At 73.7% G+C, this 17,277-nt stretch carries 13 protein-coding genes; 9 read left to right on the forward strand and 4 right to left on the reverse strand.

Translation table 11 applies throughout. From position 1 onward, the window contains the following. Window positions 1-190 precede the first annotated feature (190 nt). Window positions 191-2,512 carry an alpha-L-fucosidase gene (locus tag ACWCSU_RS52170; protein WP_449944984.1) on the reverse strand — a complete coding sequence of 774 codons (2,322 nt, stop codon included), beginning with the start codon at window positions 2,510-2,512 and terminating at the stop codon, window positions 191-193. Between the two features lie 100 nt (window positions 2,513-2,612). On the opposite strand from ACWCSU_RS52170, the gene ACWCSU_RS52175 reads away from it, so the two are divergent. The 7 genes from ACWCSU_RS52175 to ACWCSU_RS52205 all read left to right on the forward strand — a co-directional run bounded on the left by ACWCSU_RS52175 (window position 2,613) and on the right by ACWCSU_RS52205 (window position 8,778). Then, entirely contained in the window at window positions 2,613-3,929 is a 1,317-nt protein-coding gene (locus ACWCSU_RS52175; protein ID WP_449944987.1) for an MFS transporter, read from the forward strand. A gap of 4 nt (window positions 3,930-3,933) precedes the next feature. Beyond that, window positions 3,934-4,647: a FadR/GntR family transcriptional regulator gene (locus tag ACWCSU_RS52180; RefSeq protein WP_449944990.1), complete on the forward strand. Its 714-nt coding sequence runs from the start codon at window positions 3,934-3,936 to the stop codon at window positions 4,645-4,647. An 88-nt stretch (window positions 4,648-4,735) separates the two neighbouring features. Beyond that, window positions 4,736-5,884 (forward strand): mandelate racemase/muconate lactonizing enzyme family protein, encoded by a 1,149-nt coding sequence (locus ACWCSU_RS52185; protein WP_449944992.1) that lies wholly within the window; start codon window positions 4,736-4,738, stop codon window positions 5,882-5,884. Beyond that, on the forward strand, window positions 5,871-6,530 hold the full coding sequence (locus ACWCSU_RS52190; RefSeq protein ID WP_449944993.1) for an RraA family protein: 660 nt from the start codon (window positions 5,871-5,873) through the stop codon (window positions 6,528-6,530). The genes ACWCSU_RS52185 and ACWCSU_RS52190 overlap by 14 nt, the downstream gene beginning before the upstream one ends. A gap of 151 nt (window positions 6,531-6,681) precedes the next feature. Further along, window positions 6,682-7,212, forward strand: coding sequence for a hypothetical protein (locus tag ACWCSU_RS52195; protein WP_449944996.1), 531 nt, complete (start codon window positions 6,682-6,684; stop codon window positions 7,210-7,212). A 2-nt stretch (window positions 7,213-7,214) separates the two neighbouring features. After that, window positions 7,215-7,643, forward strand: a complete 429-nt coding sequence (locus tag ACWCSU_RS52200) for a hypothetical protein (protein ID WP_364104606.1) — start codon at window positions 7,215-7,217, stop codon at window positions 7,641-7,643. A gap of 85 nt (window positions 7,644-7,728) precedes the next feature. Continuing rightward, a complete protein-coding gene (locus ACWCSU_RS52205; protein WP_449944999.1) occupies window positions 7,729-8,778 on the forward strand; it encodes a DUF5685 family protein in 1,050 nt (349 codons plus the stop codon). Between the two features lie 2 nt (window positions 8,779-8,780). Here the strand turns inward: ACWCSU_RS52205 and ACWCSU_RS52210 are convergent, their stop codons facing one another. After that, the gene (locus tag ACWCSU_RS52210; RefSeq protein ID WP_449945002.1) at window positions 8,781-9,530 is read right to left on the reverse strand and encodes a GNAT family N-acetyltransferase; all 750 of its coding nucleotides are present in this window, start codon (window positions 9,528-9,530) and stop codon (window positions 8,781-8,783) included. A 328-nt stretch (window positions 9,531-9,858) separates the two neighbouring features. Here ACWCSU_RS52210 and ACWCSU_RS52215 point away from each other — a divergent pair, with 328 nt between their 5' ends. Further along, window positions 9,859-11,247 carry a GH1 family beta-glucosidase gene (locus ACWCSU_RS52215; RefSeq protein ID WP_449945004.1) on the forward strand — a complete coding sequence of 463 codons (1,389 nt, stop codon included), beginning with the start codon at window positions 9,859-9,861 and terminating at the stop codon, window positions 11,245-11,247. A 63-nt stretch (window positions 11,248-11,310) separates the two neighbouring features. Here ACWCSU_RS52215 and ACWCSU_RS52220 read toward each other — a convergent pair whose 3' ends face one another. Further along, window positions 11,311-11,961, reverse strand: coding sequence for a nitroreductase family protein (locus ACWCSU_RS52220; protein WP_357710940.1), 651 nt, complete (start codon window positions 11,959-11,961; stop codon window positions 11,311-11,313). Between the two features lie 130 nt (window positions 11,962-12,091). Here ACWCSU_RS52220 and ACWCSU_RS52225 point away from each other — a divergent pair, with 130 nt between their 5' ends. Then, window positions 12,092-12,922 carry an SAM-dependent methyltransferase gene (locus ACWCSU_RS52225; RefSeq protein WP_357710938.1) on the forward strand — a complete coding sequence of 277 codons (831 nt, stop codon included), beginning with the start codon at window positions 12,092-12,094 and terminating at the stop codon, window positions 12,920-12,922. Window positions 12,923-12,925: 3 nt separating this feature from the next. Here ACWCSU_RS52225 and ACWCSU_RS52230 read toward each other — a convergent pair whose 3' ends face one another. Beyond that, on the reverse strand, window positions 12,926-17,101 hold the full coding sequence (locus ACWCSU_RS52230; RefSeq protein ID WP_449945008.1) for an nSTAND1 domain-containing NTPase: 4,176 nt from the start codon (window positions 17,099-17,101) through the stop codon (window positions 12,926-12,928). Window positions 17,102-17,277: the final 176 nt, after the last annotated feature.

The following is a 17,277-nucleotide window of genomic DNA, read 5'->3' on the forward strand; positions in this document are numbered from 1 at the left end:
ACCAAACACCCCAAAACGGGCAATGATCTACCTCTGAACCGTAAACCCCCGGCAAACAGCCTCAATCACCGTCAAAGCACACCGGGGTATGCGTAGGCAAACGACAGGCAAGCCCCGTGCATTCCCCTCATGACCTGGGCGTTCCCGCAAGGGGCCGGCCCTCGGCGGACCGGCCCAGGGGGCCTCGACGTCAGCGGCCCGAACGCTCCGCGGTGACGGCGAAGACGTGCGTGGCCGTACCGGCGCTCGGCCCGGACGGCTTGCCGACGGCGACCGCCACCACCTGCCTGCCCGGGTCGGCGGGGACCTCGTAGCGGTAGACCTTGGCCTGCGCGTCGGCCGGTTTGCCCCAGGCGTAGCGGTGCGCGGTGGTGATCACGGCCGGGTCGCCGCCGGTCATCCAGTCGGCCACGGTGAGCCGGGCGGTCGTGGTGCCGCCGTCCGCGTAGGTGAGGGTCACGTCGCTCGCGGCCGGGCCGTACCCGGCGGAGGCCAGCAGGTGCAGGTTGACGTAGCTGCCCTGGGGGATCGCGATCTTCTGCCCGTTGACCTGGACGTTGTTCCTGACGCCGGTCGCCCCCGACGGCCAGGTGAACCGGAGGCCGTCGTAGACGACCTCGCCCGGCGGCGGCAGCTCGTCGGCCGGGAAGGCCACGGGCGCGTTGCCGAAGGTGCCGTCGTCCGGCGCGTCGGCCGTGGCGATGGAGTCGTGGTCGTAGACGCCGCCCAGGTCCACCGGCACGCTCTCGCCGGCGACCTTCACCCGGACGGTCCCGGTGAAGGAGCCGTGCGACAGCGTCGCCGCCTCCAGCGTCACGTCGTACGAGCCGGGCGCGGTCCGGGCGGGCACCGGCAGCTCGACGGTCCGGGTGAGCCGGGCGTGCGGGGCCAGCGCGGGGAAGTCGAAGCCCTGCGACCCGAACGGCGTGCGCGCGGTCAGCCTGCCCCGGGCGACCTCCTTGTCACCCCGGTTGGCCAGCGTCACCTCGATCCTGGCGCTCTCCCCCACCTTGACCGGGGCGGCCGTGCCCTCCACGCCGAGCAGCCGTTCCGCCGAGGGCTGGTAGCCCGGCCCGGCGATGCGGAAGGTGTAGGCGTAGGCGCCCTTGGGCGCGCGGGTGGTGATCTCCAGCGTGCCGTCGGCGTTCTTCTTGTACGGCAGCGGCTGCGGGTCCCCCAGCATGGTGACCACGTCGCCGTCCTTGACCGGGACCGGCGCGGTGATCTTCAGCTTGGCGCCCGGCCAGTCCAGCGCGGTGACGTAGAAGGCACGCGGCTGGGTGGTGAACCGCACCGGCACGGTGGCGCCCTTGTCCTCGGCCTGCGTCCAGTAGCGGGAGCCGTAGACGGCCTCGCCGTTGGTCCTCAGCCACTCGCCGAGCGCGCGGACCCTGGTGGCCTGGAGGTCGGGGACGGTGCCGTCGGCCCTGGGGCCGATGTTGAGCAGCAGGTTGCCGTTCTTGGAGACGACGTCCACGAAGGAGTCCACGAGCTGGTCGGGGGTGAGGTGCTCGGCCAGACCCTCTTCGGCGTTGTAGCCGTAGGAGGCGCCGATGCCGCGCGAGGCCTCCCACTTGGACTTCTTGATGTCCGGCTCGACGGAGTACTCGGGCGTGGTGAAGTCCTGCACCCCGTTGCCGCACCGGTTGTTGACGGTCACCTCCTTGCCGCGCTCGACGGCCTTGTTGAAGTAGTGGGCCATGAACGTGTCGGAGTCGTTCACGCCGCCGATGTCGCACCAGACGATGTCGGGGTCGTACTTGTCCACCAACTCCAGCATCTGCGGGAGCTGGAAGTCCTTGACGTAGTCGGCGACCGGCCGGTACCCGGTGTACGGCACGGGCTGCCCGGTGTACGGGTTCTTGGGCGCGCCGCGGCCGAACCAGCCGCCCCACTGCACCGGTGAGGCCGGATTGTACCACTCTGGCATCGAGAAGTAGATGCCGTCCTTGAGGCCGTAGCCGCCCTCGCGGTTGGCCCGGATCAGCTCACCGGTGAAGTCGCGCTTCGGGCCGTACTTGACGGTGGTGCGGTCGGAGTAGGCGCTGTCCCAGGCGGCGATGCCGTCGTGGTGCTTGGCGACGAACACGTAGTACTTGCCGCCTCCCTGCTTGAACAGGTCGAGCCAGGCCCTGGGGTCCCACTTCTCGGCCTTCCAGTACTTGGTGAGGAAGTCGTCGTAGGCCACGTCCTTGCCCCAGACCTGCTCGTGGCGCTTCTGGGTGGGCGTGTCCCCGGTGTTCATCTTCGACCAGTACCACTCGGCGTACTTGCTCTCCGAGCCGTCGAGTGGCGCGTAGGCCGGCACGGAGTAGGCGCCCCAGGTGACGAAGAAGCCGAGTTTGGCGTCCTCGAACCACTGCGGGGCGGTGTGGCGGCCGAGGGAGTCCTTCGTCGGCTCGTACGGCCCCTGCGCGGCGGGGGCCGACGCCGAGGCGGCCGGCGGGGCGGTGGTGGCGGCAGTGGCGAGAGCGAGGGCGGCGGCGAGGACCGAGAGGGTGCGTCGTCTCATGGGCACAACGTATTGGTTGGACCAATCTATAGACAAGAGACGAAATTTGCCGAAAAACTAGTCCATATCCCTCAATTGGACCTTCCATTCTGGAGCCGCCATGTCCGTCCAACCAGCCGCCCCCGACCTGCGGACGGGACCGCCGCGCAACCGCGTCGCCGCCGCCGGCATGGTCGGCAGCGTGGTCGAGTACTACGACTTCACGCTGTTCGGCCTCGCCGCCGCCCTGGTCTTCGGCGAGCACTTCTTCCCCAAGTCCTCGCCCGCGGCCGCCACCCTGGCCTCGCTGGCCACCTTCGCCGTCGGCTTCCTGGCCAGGCCGCTCGGCGGCGTGATCTTCAGCCACTACGGCGACCGCGTCGGCAGGAAGCCGATGATGGTGATCACGCTGCTGCTCATGGGCTTCGCCACGGCCGCCATCGGCGTGCTGCCCGACCACGGCAGCATCGGCCTGCTCGCCCCGATCCTGCTGGTGGCGCTGCGGCTGCTGCAGGGCCTGGGCGCGGGCGCCGAGTACGTCGGCGCGCTGGTCATGTCCGCCGAGTCGGGCGACGTGCGCCGTCGGGGCCTGCTCGCCTCGCTGCCCGGCACCGGGGTGTTCATCGGCATCCTGCTCGCCACGCTCACCTTCAGCGGCATCTCCTCGCTGCCGAAGGAGCAGTTCGACTCCTGGGGCTGGCGCCTGCCGTTCCTGCTCAGCCTCCTCGGCGTGGCGCTCGGCCTGTACTTCCGCGCGCGGGTCGCCGAGACGCCGGTGTTCACCGAGCTGAAGGCGGCCGGCGCCACCGGCCGGGCGCCCGTCGCCGAGGTGATCAGGAGGCAGCCGCGCCGGCTGCTGCTCGCCATGGCGGCCAACGGCCCGTTCGTCGCCATCTCCTATCTCATCCAGGTCTTCGTGCTGTCGTACATGACCACCACGCTCGGCGTCCCCAAGGGCGTGGGGCTGGCCGCCAACGTCACCGCCTCCGCGCTGAGCATCGTCGCCACGCCGCTGTTCGGCGCGTTGTCGGACCGGGTGGGCAGGAAGCCGGTGTGGTTCGCCGGCGCGGGTTTCCTGGCGGTGTTCGCCTTCCCGATGTTCTGGCTGCTCGGCACCCGCAGCCCGGCGCTGATCGTGGTGGCGGTCTCGCTCGGTCTGGCGGTCGGCGTCGCCTCCATGTACGCCGCCCAGGCCTCGCTGTTCGCCGAGCTGTTCGAGGCGCGCTTCCGGCTCAGCGGCATCGCGCTGGCCCGCGAGTCCACGGCGGCGCTCATCGGCGGCCCCGCCCCGCTGGTCGCCTCGGCCGTGCTGACCTGGGCGGGCGGGGCGTCCTGGCCGATCGCCGCCCTCGTGTGCGTCTTCGCGGTGATCTCGCTGGTGGCGGTGCTGGCGGTGCCGGAGACGCGCGGCGCCGACCTGCGCGTGCCGCTACGCTGACGACGTGGTGGCCAAGGACGCGCGCACATCCGCCTCGGGCGAGACGATCAATCACATCAAGACGATGATCACCTCCGGGGCGTTCCCGCCGGGCACGAGGCTGCCGACGGAGCGCGATCTCGCGGTGCAGCTCGGTGTCTCGCGCAACACGCTGCGCGAGGCCATCCGCGCGCTGACCCTGGCCGGGCTGCTGGAGGCTCGGCAGGGCGACGGCACGTACGTCACCAGCCTGTCGCCGGGGATGCTGCTCGACACGTTCGCGATGCTCGTGGAGCTGTCCCCGGACGCCACCGTGCTCGACATGCTGGCCGTGCGGCGGGTGTTGGAGTCCGCCGCCACCGCGCAGGCGGCGGCACGCATCACCGACCGGCAGCTCGACGAGCTGGCCGCCTGCCTGGAGGACATGCGGCACGATCCGCAGAGCGGCGACGGCAGCGTCGACGAGGTCGTACGCGCCGACGCCCGCTTCCACGCCGTGGTGGCCGAGGCGGCGGGCAACCCGGTGCTGGCGGCGCTCGTCGAGGCGCTGAGCACCCGCACGCTGCGGGCGCGCATCTGGCGGGGCCAGGTCGACCAGGGCGTGTTCGACCGCGCGATCCACGAGCACCAGGCGATCTACGAGGCGCTGCGCGACAGGGACCCCGCGCTTGCGGCTCCCGCGGCGGCGGCCCACATCGCGAACGTGGAGCGCTTCCTCCGCACCCAGCTCGGCAATTAGCCCTACCAATTCCCGCAAAACCCCCTTCGACTCTAGCCGTATGCCCTCAGATGGCTATATTGGTTGGACCAATTACGGAAGGGTCGAGATGAAGATCGCCAAGATACGTGCGGTGCTGCTCAGTCATGACTACACCGGCCGGCCGCCGCTCGCCTGGGTGGGCGGCCGGATCGAGACCTGGGACGCCGCCCTCGTCGAGATCACCACCGAGGACGGCGTGACCGGGCTGGGCGAGGTCGCCCAGGGCATCATGGGGGCGCAGGCCGTACCGGGCGTGGTGGACGCCCTGCGCCGCTACGCCGTCGGCCTGCCGGTCGACGAGCCCGCCACCGTGGGCGACGCGCTGCGCGCGAGCACCGCCTTCTGGGCACGCGGCGGCGTGGCCTCCGGGGTGATCGCGGCGATCGAGGTGGCCGCCTTCGACGCGCTCGGCAAGGCCCGCGGCCTGCCCGTGCACGAGCTGCTCGGCGGCCCGCTGCGCGACCGGGTCGAGGTGTACGCCAGCGGCGGCCTGGGCGTCGAGGAGGACCAGGTGCTCGCCTGGGTCAAGGACATGGAGGCACGCGGCTTCTCGACGGTGAAGTTCCGCGCCATGACCGGCCCCGAGCGCACCATCGGCCTGATCGACCGGGTGGCCGCGGCCCTGGAGCCGGGCACCCGGTTCGTGCTCGACGCGGTCCAGGGCTGCGCGGGAACGCCGTGGCCGCTGGAGGACGTGCTGCGGGTCGGCAGGCATCTGGAGGGCCACGATCCGCGCTGGTTCGAGGAGCCGTGCCGGGCCGAGGACGTCGCCGGATACGCCGCCGTCAGGGACGCGCTCGGCGTGCCGGTCTCCGGCGTGGAGAGCTACTCCACGCGGCAGGAGTTCGAGCGGCTGATCGAGGCCGGGGGCGTGGACATCGTCCAGCCCGACGTCGGCATGGTCGGCGGCGTGGTGGAGTTCCAGCGGGTGGCCGCCCGCGCGTTCGGCGCGGGGCTGGACTGCGTGCCGCACATCTGGTCCACCGGCGTCAACCTCATGGCGAGTGTGCACACCGCGTTCGCCACCCCGCAGCTCGACCTGATCGAACTGTGCACGCTGCCCAACCCGCTGCGCGAGGAGCTGCTCGCCGAGCCGCTGCGCGTCGAGGGCTCCCACGTGCTTCCGCCCACCGCTCCCGGCCTGGGCCTGCGGCTCACGCCGGAGATGGAGCGCCGCTACACCTACCAGCCCGGGAGGGGCCATGTCATCGTCTGAGCCGGTCCGCGTTCCGCTGGACCCGGGCGTCGCCGCCGCGCAGCTGTCCGACTCCCTGGACGAGACGGGCGTGCGCGCGAACGTGCTGACCCCCGCCGTCCGCCCGCTGCGCGCCGGCATGCGCGTGCTCGGCCGGGCGAGGACCGTGTGCTTCGCCCCGGCCGAGACGGCGGGCGAGAACCCGTACGACGACATGATCGACTTCATCGACTCGGTGCTGCCGGGCGAGGTGGTGGTCATCGCGGCCGGGGGCGGCGACCGGTCGGCCTGCTGGGGCGAGCTGTTCTCGGCCGCCGCCAAGGGCCGGGGCGCGGCCGGAGTGGTCTGCGACGGGTACGTCCGTGACCGCGCCAAGATCCTGCACCTGGGATTCCCCGTGTTCGCCCTGGGCACGCGGCCGGTCGACTACCGCGCCAGGATGCGGGTGGCCGCCGTACAGGAGCCGGTGACCTGCGGCGGGGTGCTGATCACGCCGGGCGACCTGGTGCTGGCCGAGGACGACGGGATCGTGGCCGTGCCCCGGGCCCGCGAGTCCGAGGTGGTCTCCAGGGCCGAGGCGCGGCTGGCCACGGAGTCCGACGTGCTGTCGGACCTGCTGGGCGGCGCGCGGCTGCGGGAGGTCTGGGAGCGTTACCGGGTGTTGTGAGGGGCCGTTCTGCGGGACCGGCGGGCGGCGGGCGTTCCGTCGCCGGCCGCGTCCGGAGGCCACCAGCCACTTGCAAGGGGATACAAGCCCGTTCCCAGTGCCGTCCGAGATCGTTCTGTCCAGCGTCAGCGCGACAGACACGAGGTGAGGAATGGCGACGGCGATCAGCGCGTCCACGCTCAACGGACGCCACCACAAGGCGGCACTCACGGCCTTCATGGCCATCGTGGTGGCCCACTGGGCCGAGCACCTGGTGCAGGCCGTGCAGGTCTACGTCTGGGGGTGGCCGCTGAGCGAGGCCCGGGGGGTGCTCGGCCTGCCGTTCCCGTGGCTGGTGACCTCGGAGTGGATGCACTACGGGTACGCGCTGCTCATGCTGGTGGGCCTGGTCCTGCTGCGCAAGGGGTTCGCCGGCCGTTCGCGCACGTGGTGGAACATCTCCCTCGGCATCCAGGTCTGGCACCACATGGAGCACCTGCTCCTGCTCGTGCAGAAGCTCACCGGGCTCTATCTGCTGGGACGTCCGGTCCCGACCAGCGTCCTGCAGATCTTCCTGCCCCGGATGGAGCTGCACCTGTTCTACAACGCGGTCGTCTTCGCCCCGATGGTGGTGGCGATGCTGCTCCACCGCCGGGCCTCCGAGCACGGCGGGGCCGTCTGCACCTGCGCGGTGGCGCACTAGGCATGGCGGTCACCAGACGACGTCCGAGCGGGTTCACGGTGGCGCTGGCCGTTCTGGGGCTGTTGCTGCTGTTCGTGTCCGTGCCCGAGTTCGGCCCCGTCGTACGGGCCGCGCGCGCCGACGGGGTGGGCGGCGCGTTCACCGCCCGGGAGCTGCGGTGCGTGTCGCATCCCGGGCACGAGTCGTGCGTCTGGGCCGGGGACTTCACCTCCGGCGACGGACGGATCCGGCGGCGCGACGTCGAGCTGTACGGCAGCGACCGCGGCACCCTGGCGGCCGGGCAGGCCACCCCGGCCGTGGACACGGGCCGCGAGACCCGCGTCTACGGCCCGGACGGCTCGGACGAGTGGCTGTTCACCGCGCTGATCACGCTGGCCGGGCTGGCCGTCCTGACGGTGGCGGCCAGGCGGCTGCGGCGCCCCCGCGCCTGAACCCGCGCCTGACCCCGCGCCTGAACCCGCGGCTCCCCGGAGCGGGCGATCGCCCGTACGATTCCTCCAGCGTTTTCAGGATCTTGTGAGGTATGTGGTGTTCGGGATCATCCGTCCGTGCGGTGAGCACGGGTGCGCGGCGGTGCGCACGGCGTGGCGGGCACACCTGTGCGGGCTCTGCCTGACCCTGCGCGACGGGCAGGGGCACGCCGCCCGGCTGACCACCAACTACGACACGCTGATCCTCTCGGTGCTCACCGAGGCCCAGCTTCCGTCCTCCGTGCCGCACCGGACGGCCGGGCCGTGCGCGCTGCGCGGGTTCCGCTCCGCCGACGTGGTGGACGCCCGCGGGCGGGGAGCCAGGCTGGCGGCGGGCGTGTCGCTCGTCCTGGCCGCGGGCAAGCTGCGCGACCAGGTGGCCGACCGCGACGCCGCCCCGGGCACGGCCGCGGCCCGCCGCCTGCTGGCGGCCCGCTGGGAGGCGGGCGGCGCCAGGCTGGCCTCCGGCGTCGGCTTCGACACCGCCGTGCTGTCGGCGACGGTCGACCGGCAGCTCGAACGCGAACGCCGGGCCCGCACCGCCCCCGCGGAGGTGCTCGACCTCACCGCGCCTGCCGAGGAGGCGGTGGCGGCGGCCTTCGCCCACACGGCGGTGCTGGCCGGACGGCCGGGCAACGTCGAGGCGCTGGCCGAGGCGGGCAGGTTCTTCGGCCGGATCGCGCACCTCCTCGACGCCGTCGAGGACCAGGCGGCCGACGACGAGCGCGGCGCGTTCAACCCGCTGACCGCCACCGGGACCGGCCGCAGGCAGGCCCGGCGGCTCTGCGACGACGCCGCGCACGGGCTCGCCCTCGCGCTGGCGGACCTGGAGCTGGAGCAGCGGCACCTGGTGGAACGGCTGCTCGGCGCCGAGGTGCGCCGGGCGGTCGAGCGCGCGTTCGCCGCGGCCTCCTACCAGCGGCCCGGCTGGGTCCGCAAGTCGGTGGCGGGCGTGGCGACGTTCCTGACCTGCGGACTCTGGCGGCCGAGGTGGAGCAAGAAGGCGGGACGTCCCTGCTCCGACCGCTGCTACCTGGACGACTGCGGCGGCTGCGACTGCCCCGACTGCGGCGGTTGCTGCGACTGCAGCTGCTGAGGTCAGGGGGCCGAGATGTGGAGCACCTCGCCCGCCTTGTGATAGCCGACGCGCGCGTAGACGCGGCCCGCGGCGTCGTCGGCCGGGGTGAGGAACGGCATGGTGACCCCGGCGTCGAGGCCGGCCCTGGTCAGCAGGGCGGTGACGGCCCCGCCGATCCCGCGCCGCCGGTGCGTCTGGCGCACGGCGATGCCGGCGATCTCGGCGACGCCCTCCTGGGGGCCGCCGAGCTGGCCGGCGCCGACGACCTCGCCCGTGGCGGCGTCGGTGGCCGCGGCCACCAGGCCGCCGCGGCCGAGGACGCCGCGCAGCCGCGCGACGTCGTGCTCGTTGGCCTCGGGCGCGTCGAAGGCCGCGTTCATCACCCGCGCGACCTGCCACAACCCCGGCTCGTCGGTCACCAGCGCGAGCCGTACGGCGGCGTCGGCGGGCGCCTCGACCAGCGATCCGGCCGGGCACACCAGCAGCGGGAACCGGCCCTCGGCGACGAACCCGGCGGCCAGCAGCGCCTCCTCCACCTCGGGCGCGACCTGCGGCACGTACTCCAGCCGGGGCGTCCTGCCCCGCTCGCGGAAGGTGGCGGCCAGCGCGGCCACCTCCTCGCCGGTGGGCGCGAGGCCGTCGTCGGGGACGGCGTAGTTGAACGGCGGCGCGTCGTCGTGCTCGTCGAAGCGGATCAGGAACGGCCCGGCCCGGTGCGCCCGGGACCCGGCCGCCGCTCGGAGGTACGCGTGCACATGGGCGCCCAGCAAGTGAAGTCCTCTCGGTTGACCTGCGACCGTCACAAGGTAGGGCCGTGCCGACCGCCGGACAAACGATTTTCCCACCCGGGACCGCCTTCCGGACGACGACCCCGAGGTCATTGACATCCCCCTGAATCCGACCCTACGTTGGCGAACGTTTCGACCACCGTCCAGGCCGGGTGCAGATGACCTCGTTGCGCGACGTCGCCGCGTGGGCGCGGGTGGAGGAGGGCAAGGCGGGCGTTCGACCACCTGACGGACCGGCAGCCCGAGGTGAGCGCCGTGATGGACGCCGCCGCGGATCCGGAACCGCCCCTCACGAGACCACGGAGTGACCATGTTCCCCACCGACTTCCTCTGGGGCACCGCCACCGCCGCCTACCAGGTCGAGGGCGCCGCCGCCGAGGACGGCCGCACCCCGTCGATCTGGGACGTCTTCTCCCGCACCCCCGGCAAGGTGACCCGCGGCGAGACCGGCGACGTCGCCTGCGACCACTACCACCGCCTGGAGGAGGACCTCGACATCCTGGCGGGGCTGGGCGTGGGCGCCTACCGGTTCTCGATCTCCTGGCCGCGCGTCCAGCCGGGCGGGGGCGGCCCGGCCAACCCGCGCGGGCTCGCCTTCTACGACCGCCTGGTGGACGGGCTGCTGGCCAAGGGCATCGCCCCCGTGGCCACGCTCTACCACTGGGACCTGCCGCAGGAGCTGGAGGAGGCGGGCGGCTGGCCGCACCGCGACACCGCCTTCCGCTTCGCCGAGTACGCCCGGCTCATGGGCGAGGCGCTCGGCGACCGCGTGCACACCTGGATCACCCTGAACGAGCCGTGGTGCACGGCCTACCTGGGCTACGCCTCCGGCGTGCACGCCCCCGGCAGGACCGACGCCGCCGCCGCGCTGGCCGCCGTGCACCACCTGAACCTCGGCCACGGGCTGGCCGTGCGCGCCCTGCGCGAGGCGGCCGACCCGGCGGCGCGGATGTCGGTGACGCTCAACCTGCACCACGTGCGCGGGGTGTCCGAGGCCGACGCCGAGGCGGTGCGCCGCGTGGACACCCTGGCCAACCTGGCCTTCCTCGGCCCGATGCTCGACGGGGCCTACCCGCGTTCCCTGTTCGACGACACCGCCGCGGTGACCGACTGGGCGTTCGTGCAGGACGGCGACGAGGCCGCCGCGTGCGCGCCCCTGGACGTGCTGGGCGTCAACTACTACAACCCCGTCCTGGTGCGGCGGCGGGAGGGCGGCGCGGGACGGGAGACGGCCGACGGGCACGCCGACGGCGTCGCGTCCCCGTGGATCGCCTGCCAGGACGTGGAGTTCGTCCGGCAGCCGGGGCCGTACACGGAGATGGGCTGGAACATCGACGAGACCGGGCTGACCGAGCTGCTGCTGCGGCTGCGCCGCGACCATCCCGGCCTGCCCACGATGATCACCGAGAACGGCGCGGCGTTCCCCGACCCGGTGGAGGCCGATGGCCGGGTCAGGGACGACGACCGGATCGACTACCTGCGCCGGCACATCCGCGCGGTGGCCGAGGCCATGGCGGGCGGCGCGGACGTGCGCGGCTACTTCCTGTGGTCCCTGATGGACAACTTCGAGTGGGCGCACGGCTACGCCAAGCGGTTCGGCGTCGTCCGGGTGGACCGCGGCACGCTGGAGCGCACCTGGAAGGACAGCGCCCACTGGTACCGCGGGGTGATCGCGGCGAACGGCGTCGAGCAGGGTTAGACGGCCAGGCGCAGGACGATGCGCAGGGAGATGTCGGTGAAGGCGGTCACGCGCGTCGCCGGTTCACCAGCGGTCGAGATGCAGGACCTCGTCCAGCGGCTGCCGCGCGGCCGGCTTGAAGGTCTCCCCCGTGAAGTACGCGGTGGGCAGCAGCACGCCCTGGCGCACCTCGGCCGGGATGCCGAGCAGCTCGGCGATCTCGCTCTCGTACTCCAGGTGCAGGGTGGTCCACGCGCTGCCGAGGCCGCGGGCGCGGGCGGCGAGCATGTAGCTCCACGCGGCGGGCAGCAGCGAGCCCCACAGCCCGGCCTGGTTGCCCTCGGGCAGCCGGCCGCCGGGGAGCTCGATCGCGCCGATCACCAGCACCGGGACGTCGCCCATGTGCTCGGCCAGGTAGGCGGCGCTGTCACTGACGCGTTCCTGGGCCGCCGTCCGCGCCGGGTCGTCCCTGAACATCGACCGGGCCGAGCCGCCGGAGGTGGAGTAGGCGTTCCACGAGCGCCGGTAGTAGTCGCCGATCGCCTTGCGGCGGTCGGGGTCGGTGACCACGATCCAGTGCCACCCCTGCCGGTTGCCGCCGCTGGGCGCCTGGAGCGCGACCTCCAGGCACTCGCGGACCAGCGACGCCGGGACCAGGCGGGACAGGTCGAGGCGCCTGCGCACGCTGCGGGTGGTGGTGAGCAGCGTGTCCGGGGCCAGTGGTTCGATCGTCATGGGCCCATCATGTCAACGCGGGCCCCGGGAATCCCGTAGGCCGTACGGTCGCATCGGGACCTGATTTCCGGCGTTCCGGGACGTATGATCACGCCAGCCGAACTCGCCCGACGCAACCGAAGGAGCCACCGTGGCCGACGACGAGCAGGGAACGCCCATCCCGGGCGTGGACACGACCAAGCCCAGCGTCGCCCGCGTCTACGACTACATGCTCGGCGGCAAGGACAACTTCGAGATCGACCGCGAGGTGGCCCAGATGGCGCTCGGGATCGCCCCGGACGCCCCGCAGGCGGCCCGGTCGAACCGGGACTTCCTGGCGCGCGTCGTCCGCGACCTGGCCGTCGAGGCGGGCATCCGCCAGTTCCTGGACATCGGGTCGGGCCTGCCCACGCAGGGCAACGTGCACGAGATCGCCCAGGGGGCCGCGCCGGGCTGCCGGGTCGTCTACGTCGACCACGACCCGATCGTCCTGGTCCACGGCCGGGCGCTGCTGGCCGTGGACGACGGCACCACCGTCATCGAGGCCGACATCCGCCGACCGGACGACATCCTCGACCACCCCGAGACCAGGCAGCTCATCGACCTCGACGAGCCGGTGGGCCTGCTGCTGTTCGGCATCCTGCACCACCTGTCGGACGAGGAGGACCCGGCCGGCATCGCCCGCCGCCTGGTCGCCCGGCTGGCGCCGGGCAGCCACGTCGCCGTCTCCAGCTTCCACAACCCGATGGAGGAGCGCCCGGAGGTGTCGCGGCAGGCGTTCGAGGCCGAGCGGCTCTTCAACGACACCATGGGTACCGGGCGGTGGCGCACCCGCGAGGAGATCCTCGCCTTCTTCGACGGCCTGGAGCTGCTGGAGCCCGGCCTGGTGCCGCTGGCCGAGTGGCGCCCCGAGCCGGGGTACCGGCCGGATCTGGGGATCACGTACCACACGTTCCTGGGCGGGGTCGGGCGCAAGCCGTGACCGTCAGCAGACGGCCTCCGGCAGGGCGATCGGCACCTGCTGCCGGTCGTCCGGGGTGAACGGGCGGCCGAACACCTCGCACAGCCGCCGCCGCCAGGTGTCCACGTCCAGCCGGAGCAGGTCGGTGGAGTAGCCCATGACGCTGTCGCCGCCCTTGAGCCGCAGCAGCAGCGCGCCGTCGGGCGAGATCTCCAGGAAGTCCTGGGCCTGGCGGAAGGTGTAGCCCTCCTCGTAGGACACCTGGGTCTCGCCGAGCCCGAAGACGCGGATCTCCCGTTCGCCGAACAGGAACAGCCTGCCCGCGTTCTCCGGCATCATCGACGTCATGCGCTCGCCGCCGCGGATGTTCTCGCCCGCCGAACGCAGCGGGCCGAGCACCTTCCTGAGCGGGTGGGTGAGCCACACCTCGGGCAGCATGCCATTGCGGAACAGCAGCAGGTGGGTGCCCGCGCGGTCGAGGACGAACCCGCTGACGACGTCGGAGCCCACGGTCAGCCGCCGGTCCTTGACCTCCTCGCCGGTGCGCAGGTCGATTGTGCGCAGGTAGTCGGCGCCCTGCACGGCGATCATCAGGTGGTCCGCGCTCCACGGGCTGACCTGCACCTCCGTCACGACCGTGCCGGGGCCGGCGACGTCGAAGGCGCTCTTGCGGCGGCCGGTGGCCGGATCCCAGCGCTCCAGGCGGCGGCCGGCGAAGGTGAACAGGTCGCCGTCCTTGAAGAAGTACGTGAGCTGCGCGCCCTGCGGCGGCCGGGCGGTGGCGACCTCGGTGACAGGGGTGAGCGAGGGCAGCGCGCGGACGGCGACCTTCGCGGGGCCGACGGCGTCGGCGAGGAGGCGTCCGGACTCGTCCGCGACGGGGTCGCCGTAGGCGTTCAGGCCCTTCGGGCTCTTCGTGCGCGCGACGTCGGCCAGGGTGCGCTGCGGATCGCCGGTCTCCATGAGGCGCAGGCGGGCGCCGCCGTCGACCTGGGCGACCATCCGCTGGCCGCCCTGGAGCAGCGCCGGGTTGCCGACGCGCTGCTCGCCCTCGCGCAGCGCGGTCAGCACCATGGTCTCGGACGACCTGGTGAGCAGCTCCTGCGCGCCCGGGGCGCCCACCAGCGCGACCGGGGCGGCGCCCGTCTCGGCGCCGGTCGGGGCGGTCTGGGCGTCGATCCAGGTGCGTGACAGGGTGACGCCCTCGGCCAGGTCGACCAGCTCCCAGCCGGAGGCGCCCTGCTCGGCCACCCGCCGCCCCTCGCGGTCGACGACGAAGGGGCCGCACGGGCGTCCGGCGCTGAAGCCGCCCAGCCGCGCGCCGTCGCTCACCGCGTACCCCGTGTACGTGGCGGTGCGGCCGTCGTCGCTGTTGCGGCAGGTCACGGCGGTGGCGCCGGCGCCGGAGACGGCCAGGCCGTCGGCCGGGCCGAGGGTGCGGACGGTGAGCTCCTGCCACGCCGGGCTGCCCTTGCTGCTGTACACCTTGGCCACGCCCTTCTCCCTGGCGACCAGGGTGGTGGCGTCGGGGCCGAAGCGGACGAGGTCGGCGGGGAGGTCGTACACCCAGGTGCGGGCCGCGCCGGTGGTGCCGAGCGACTGCAGGACGAGCTTCTTCGGGCCGGCGGTCGCGATCCAGCCGTCGTCGCCGTCGGCCCTGATGTCGGCGGCGGGCTCGTCGGCCAGGGCCTGCCGGTCCTGGCGGTCCAGGACGTGGCCCTGGTCCAGCAGCTCGCCGTCGTCGGGGTCGACGCGGTGCCAGACCATGCTGCCGTCTTCGACGGCGTAGGCGACCAGGCCGCCGTCGGCGGAGACGGCCGGATGGCTGGTGCCGCCCCGGTCGGGCAGGTGGGTGGGCCGGTAGCGGCCGTCGGGACCGCGGGTGAACAGCGTGGCCCGGCCGGCGGCGGAGGCGGTCGTGGCCAGCAGGACGCGGGCGTCGTCGCTGGCGTCGGCCGCGGTGAGCGAGCCGAGCGCGCCCGTGGCCACCCCCTTGGTGTAGCGGTGCTCGACGTAGCGTTGCAGGAGCTGGGTCCTGGCCTCCTGGGTGGGGGCCGCGCGGTAGGCGCCGACCGCGAGCAGCGACGACAGCTCGGGGTCGCGTCCGGCCAGGTCGGCCGAGGCGCCCGCCAGCGCGCGGGAGCGGGCCTCGGCGGCGCGCTGGTCGCCGATGCGGCCCTGGTAGAGCGTCCAGGCGACCAGCGAGACGACGGTCAGCAGCGCCACCCCCGCGCCGGTGATCGCGCCCCGGCGGCGCAGCGTGCGTGCGCGCTGACGGCGGCGGCCCTGGCGCAGGTAGTCGTGCTCGCCCTCGGTCAGGTCGGCGGGCCGCTCGGCGAGCCAGCGGGCGGCGGCGGCCAGCTCGGGCGGCCCCGGCAGCCGGTCGGGGGCCTGCCCGGCCTGCCGCCAGCGGCGCATGTCCTGGTGGAGCAGGTCGCGCCATTCGAGGAACTTCAGGTCCGCCGCCACGATCCCGGCCAGCCGCGGCCATTCGGCGATCAGCGCCTCGTGGGCCAGCTCGACGGTCTGGCGGCCGTCCTCGCCGGTGTCCATGACGAGCAGCCGCCCGGCCGCCAGGCGGCCGGCCAGCCGCCAGCGCTCCTCCCCCGCCTCCTCGCGGGCGACCCGCCTGCGCAGCGGCGCGTGCGCCCCGGCGGCGACCCGGACGAGCCGGGACAGCAGCTCCTGGCCGGCGGCGGTGTCCTGCTCGGGCACGCACGCCGCCCAGACCTGCTCGGCCTGCGCGGCCAGGGCCCCGCGTACGCCGCGGCACGCCTCGTAGGAGGTGTGGCTGATGCGGCCGCCCTGCTGCTCGTGCCAGAGGCGGTCGAGCAGGAAGCCGATCAGCGGCAGGGCGCCGGGCGCGGTGCCGGCGTCGGCCAGGATGCGGTCGACCAGGCCGGGGTCGTACGTCACGGCGGGGACGGCGTCCAGCGGCGCCTCGACGACCTCCCGGAGCTGGTCTCGGGTCATGGGGGTGAGCCCGTAGGTCTCGCGGCCGAGCGCGCCGCCGAGGGCGGGATGGGACAGGGCGGCGGGCAGGAAGTCGGCCCGCAGCGTGAACAGCACCCGGACGGCCGCGCACGCGCGGGCCGCGGCCAGGACCCCGGCCGCCTCGGCCGCCTGCTCCTCCACGCCGACCAGCAGCTCCTCCGCCTGGTCGACGACGAGCAGCAGCCCGGTGGCGCCGGTGTCGCGCAGCACCTGGGCGACGACGTCGGGCAGCCTGCCGTTCCTCAGCGGCTCGCGCAACGCGTCGGCCCTGGCCAGCGCCTCGGCCCCGGTCAGGCCCGGGTGCGACAGGGCGGCCAGCTCGGCGGCGAGGGCGTCCGGCCAGGAACGCACGGCCGAGGGCCGCAGGACGACGATCTCGCAGCCCTCGCGGCGCATCGCGGGCACGACCCCGGCCAGCGCCAGCGAGGACTTGCCGCAGCCGGACGGGCCGGTGAGCGTGACCTCGGAGTGGGCGCGCAGGAGGCGCTGGATCCGGGCGGTCTCGGCGTCGCGGCCGAAGAAGACGGCGGCGTCGCCCTCGCGGAAGGCCGACAGCCCGCGGAAGGGCGAGGCCGGCCGTACGGTGGCGGCCAGGGCGGGGACGGCGCGGGTGAGCGACCGGGTGGGGATCACGAACGCCTGGCGGGGGCCGCCTGGCTGGGCCGCGACGACCATGCCGACGACGTCGCCGAGCTCGACGTCCCAGACGGGGCTGCCGCTGAAGCCGCTCTCGATCGGCACGCCGCCGGGGTCGTCGGGGGCGCACTGGAGCCAGCCCTGCTGGGTGCCGCCGAGCAGCCGGCCGGTGTGCCAGCCGCCGCCCCGCAGGCCGTGCGGGAACCCGGCCACGGCCACGCGGTGGCCCCACACGCTGCGCGGCTCGGCCATGCGCAGCGGGCGCCCGCCCGGGGGCGCGGCCTCCAGCCGCAGGACGGCGATGTCGCCCGAGCCGTCGTCGGCGGTCTGGACCCAGTGCTCGACGCGGGCCCGCACGGGGGCCGGGTCGTCGGCGAAGGGCAGCTCGACGGTGACCCAGGCGTCGGACGGCGGCGGCCCCTCCGGACGGCCCAGCGCGCCCGAGACGACGTGCGCGCAGGTCAGGGCCAGGTCAGGCGCGATCAGGAAGCCCGCCCCCGCCACGGCCTCCTCCGGGCCGCGCACGCGCAGGACGGCGAAGTTCAGCGCCTCGTCGGGCCCTCGATCCATCACGTACGGTCACCACCTCGTCACTCCGGTCGTCCGGGTGTCAGTATGGCGGCTGGGCGGAGGCGGCGTTTGCCGTTCCTTGACATGCGAGAAGGGCGTTCCCCGTGATCGGGGAACGCCCTTCGTCGTGTACGCGCTGTGCGGGTGTTACTTCTTGACCGACAGGGGGACGGTGC

It is taken from the genome of Nonomuraea sp. NPDC001699 (assembly GCF_053596455.1).